The sequence below is a fragment of the Mesorhizobium sp. P2_F8 genome, assembly GCF_056403655.1.
The window spans coordinates 1-4,101 of sequence record NZ_JBFUFB010000065.1; the positions used below are offsets into that span (position 1 = coordinate 1).

Sequence of the window (4,101 nt, forward strand, 5' to 3'; positions counted from 1 at the left end):
GTCGTAAGCCGCCTGCGCTTCGAGCTGCGCCTTCGTAAGGTTTGTGTAGAGGTAGCGGTTGCCGTTCTTGTCGGTCATGAACTTGAGCTTTTCCATTCCGACTGCGACCGACTTTTCTCCGATGCCCAAGAAGCCACCGACGTCGACGACAATGGCATCAACCTTCTTGTCTGTGCTCAAAACTATGTCGCCGATCTCTCCAACCTTGGCGTCATCGGCGCCGTACACGGTGGTTCCGATCAAATTCTCCGCGCTGATCTTGTCCGCGGGCATCTCCGTCAGTGCCGACTTGTCAATGGCGGCGGTGGCGGTGCTGTCAGTAACCGCGGGCGCCGCTGATGGGGCGGCGACTGTGTCATAGGCCTTGGTGTCGAAGTTGGCCTGGGCTTGGAGATCTTCCTTTGTCGTCTTGGCGACCAACCACCGGCTGCCGTTCTTCTCTACCCATTCAGCCTTGCTGAAGTCATAAGCGACGTTCTTTTCGCCAATCCCCAGGAAGCCTCCGACACCAATGATGATGAACTTGGCTTTACCGTCCTTGGCGAGAACAATGTCATTCACGTCACCGATCTTCTCGGCATTGTCTGCGGCACTGTTGTAGACCGCAGCGCCCATAATCTTGCTCACGAGGCTTCCGTCAGGGACCGCAACGGTAGCTGTTGGAGCAGTATTCTGAGTTGCGTTGGCAGGCTTGGTGGCATCTTCAGAATGGGCGCCCGATACCACCAGGGCTGATGACAGCAGCGTGACCACGGCGGTGGTGGTCAAAAGTTTGCGGATCATGGTATGTTTCCTTGTGCGTTACGTTGATGCACGCCGCGCTCGGCTGAACCCGTTGCAAGGCGGCTGAGCGCGGCATCTTGCACGGTCACAACGAGCCTCTCACGGACAAGTTCCGCCTCGGTAGATCTGTCTTCGCCTGTTGATATGAACTGGCCTGGAACCCGCAAGAGTGGGCCGTGATTGAATTAAGCCGCGGTCCCCCTTGGGCTGCCCTACCCTGTCTCAATCGCCTTGGAGTTGGCATGGGCGATTGCGTGAAAGATGCCCTCGATGAGATCTTTTTCCCGGAATGGCTTGCTTAGCAATGGGACATCCAACGGACGATCGGCAATCGCGCTCGCGTCAGCGTACCCGGTTATGATTACCGCTGGCCAGTCCGAGCGCAGATTGCGTGCAAACCGAATGACGTCCACTCCGGATACCAGGGGCATAGCGAAGTCTGTAACGATCACGTCGAAATCATTTGGCGTCCGTTCAATGGCCGCCAGCGCCTCGGCGCCGCCCGCTGCACAGGTCACAGCGAAACCCCGCTGCCGGAGCGACTCAGCTGTCAGCTGCCGGAGTGCGCTGCTGTCGTCAATCAGAAGAATCGACGGGCRTTCGTTCCTCGCATAGACCAGAATTTGCTCTGCCGAGGGTTCAACCACATCGCTGACCGGCTGCTCGACCGAACGTGGCAACCACAGTTCCATGGCAGTTCCGCGTCCAACGACACTGTCTATGCGCAGCGCGCCGCCGGACTGCTTCATGAAACCGTAAACCGTGCTGAGCCCTAGCCCCGTTCCTTTGCCGACTGGCTTTGTGGTGAAGAATGGTTCGACCACCTTGGCCAAAATATCCGGCGCGATGCCCGCACCGGTGTCTTTGACGGCGATAACCACATAGTCGCCAGGCGCCAGATCGTCGGATACCGTCTTAATTGTCCGATTTTGCGCCTGGACGCTAATTGTTCCACCCGAAGGCATAGCGTCGCGGGCGTTGAAAACCAAATTCATCAAGGCAAGTTCAAGCTGCCCGGCATCGGCACGAGCCGGCCAAACCGCATTATCGATCTGCCATTCGAAGCGGATCAGCCCTCCCAAGACCGGAGCGACCAACCCGTTCATGGTGTCGCCAAGCGCCGCAAGCCGCACAGCTTCGGGCTTCAGGGTCTGACGCCGCGAGAAGGCGAGCATTCGCGTGACAAGGTCAGCACCTTGTTTTGCAGAACGCCGCATCAGGTCGAGAACCTGTCGTGCCTGATCATCCAACGTCCCTTGACGTTCGAGCAGTCCCAATCCGCTGAGAATTGCGGCGAGCAGATTGTTGAAATCATGAGCCAAGCCGCCCGTAAGCTTGCCGATTGCGTCAAGACGCTGTGACTGCAGCAGCTGATTTTCGAGGCCGCGCCGCTCGGTAACATCGAGCAACGTGCCCAGTATCTCGGGGTCGCCACTGTCAGAGCCGTTCGACATCACACCTTGATCAAGAAAGATGCGATACTCGCCATTGGCGCACTGCCAGCGGAATTCGCAAGCGTAGGAGCCGGTGGTTTTTGCCTCTCGCAGTGCTTGTTTCAACCTTGGTAGATCGTCGGCGTGGACTCGGCTGAGGCCGAAGGTCGGATCCGAGGTCAGATCTTCGGCCGAAAACCCGGTCAGGCGCTCGACACCGTTGGTCACAAAGCGCGTCGCGAAGGGTGGCTCGGCTGCCCGCGCATGGAAGCAGACCGGCAGCGAACTCAAGATAGTATCCTGCCGCTCCTCCGCGCTGCGCAGAGCCCGCTCGGCCTGGAGCTTTTCTTTCTGTGCCTGCAGCGCCTGGGCAAGAAGCCCTTGTTCTACCGCCGCCTTCCGCTGGATCTCCAGGGTCTTTTCGTGAAGCTCGACGAAAACCGCGACTTTCGAACGCAGAATGATCGGATCAAATGGCTTGAACACATAGTCCACTGCGCCGGCATCATAGCCGCGCAGCATATGGGCGTCCTCTTTGTTGATGGCGGTGAGGAAGATGATTGGCGTGCGCTTGGATTGCTCGCGCTGGCGGATAAGCGCGGCCGTTTCATAGCCGTCTATCCCCGGCATAAGCACATCCAGCAGGATGACGGCGAAGTCCTCCTTCAACAAAAAGCGCAGGGCCTCTTCGCCCGATTGGGCGCAGACAACGTCCCCGGTTGTAGCGAGAACTTCGCTGATCGCCAGCAGATTGCGTTCATCGTCGTCCACAGCAAGGATGCGCGCTTTTGCCGGCCCTTCGGCCAGTTGTACCGCCTCAAGTTTTCTTACTCTGTTTCCGGGAAGCCTATGCATGGACCGGCCGTCAGTTCACTGCCATGAGCATTTTTTCCTGGGTCTCGACACGTGATCGGGAACGACCAATCCAGACGCGAAGCAACGCCAGCAGCAGATCAAGATCGACCGGCTTGGCGATATAATCGGAAGCACCGGCGTCCAAACATTTTTGCCGATCGCCCTTCATCGCTTTGGCAGTAACAGAAATCAGCGGGATGTGAGCGATCGCCGCTGTGCCACGAATGCGCCGCATCGTCTCGTAGCCGTCCATCTCCGGCATCATGATGTCGATCAACGCTGCATCGACATCGGGGGTTTGTTCCAGAAGCGCAATGCCGTCGCGGCCCCGCTCAGCATGCAGAACCTGTATATCGTAGGTCTCCAGGACGCTGGTGAGGGAGTAGATGTTGCGGATATCGTCGTCGACGATGAGAACCTTCGCGCCCGCCAGATCGGACTTGCCGTTCTGTTGGGTTCCAGTCCCGCCCTCTTCGCGACCTTCTCCCGGCAGCGTTGCCGACATATGAAGCGAGAGCTGAGCAAAATTCTCGGCCCGGGGCGCGTTCGCGAAAGCCGGTTTCAAGGCCAGTATCTGGTCAAGCGCATCCGGATGAGGGGCAAAGAACAACAACTGCGGCAAGCCTTCGCCGAATTGGCCAATGACCTCGTCCAGCGCTTGGGCATTGTCCTTGGCAGAACGTCCAAAGCCAAGCACGATAGCATCATACGAGACCACGCTAATGTCGTCCGCATTTGCCGGGAAACGACCGACCGCCGTGACCGAGGTCACGCCGTCGCGGATCGCTTCGACCAGCGAGAGCCGGCGCTCAGGATCGGGGTCGGCGACCAGCACGCGTCGCTGGATACGAAGTTTCTTGGAATGGATGTCCTGGAACACCTTCATCAGTTCATCCGAGGACACCGGCTTAGTGGAAATGCTGGACGCCCCCTTGCGGGCAAGACTTTCGATATCTTCCGCACCTGAGATCACGTGAACGGGAATTCCCTTGGTTTTCTGGTCATGACGCAACAGATCGAAAAGCACCCA

3 protein-coding genes are annotated in these 4,101 nt (G+C 58.3%); all 3 read right to left on the reverse strand.

Annotated features, from left to right (window positions below):
* Positions 1-783: PRC-barrel domain-containing protein (locus tag AC1DZP_RS35690; protein ID WP_477308987.1), on the reverse strand; the 783-nt coding region annotated here is incomplete at its 3' end.
* Positions 784-995: 212 nt separating this feature from the next.
* Positions 996-3,071, reverse strand: a complete 2,076-nt coding sequence (locus AC1DZP_RS35695; protein ID WP_477308989.1) for a response regulator — start codon at positions 3,069-3,071, stop codon at positions 996-998.
* Positions 3,072-3,081: 10 nt separating this feature from the next.
* On the reverse strand, positions 3,082-4,101 hold a 1,020-nt coding region (locus AC1DZP_RS35700), incomplete at its 5' end, for a response regulator (RefSeq protein WP_477308991.1).